1 pseudogene is annotated in these 339 nt (G+C 77.6%); it reads left to right on the top strand.

Annotated elements, in window-relative coordinates:
• Positions 1–21: 21 nt before the first annotated feature.
• A pseudogene (locus UK12_RS42255) lies at positions 22–339 on the top strand (hypothetical protein); the annotation flags it as partial.

The following is a 339-nucleotide window of genomic DNA, read 5'->3' as shown; positions in this document are numbered from 1 at the left end:
CCCGGCGCGGTGGGGCAGAAGGTGCGCCGGAAGACCTGCGGCAGGGTGGACGGACTGGCCGGCGAGGGGGCGGTGCTCGGCCTGGCGGCGCAGCACGGGGGCGCGGCGCCGACGGCCGAACAGGCCAGCGAAGGCGCCCTGCGGGCGCGCGTCGGCGGGGACGTGATGCTGCGGACCGTGGCCGAGCGGGTGCACCGGGGCTTCACGGGCGGCTCGGGCGAGGTCGGCTACATGCCGCTCCCCTGCGCCCCGGTCGTCCACAAGGTCGACCGGAAGAACTCCGGCGGGTTCCAGGAACTGGCCGGCGAGGAGGCGGTGCTCGCCCTGGCGGCCGAGCAC

Origin of the sequence: Saccharothrix sp. ST-888 (genome assembly GCF_000955975.1) — a bacterium.
Lineage (GTDB): Bacteria > Actinomycetota > Actinomycetes > Streptomycetales > Streptomycetaceae > Kitasatospora.
This window is presented reverse-complemented; position numbering and strand designations above follow the sequence as displayed.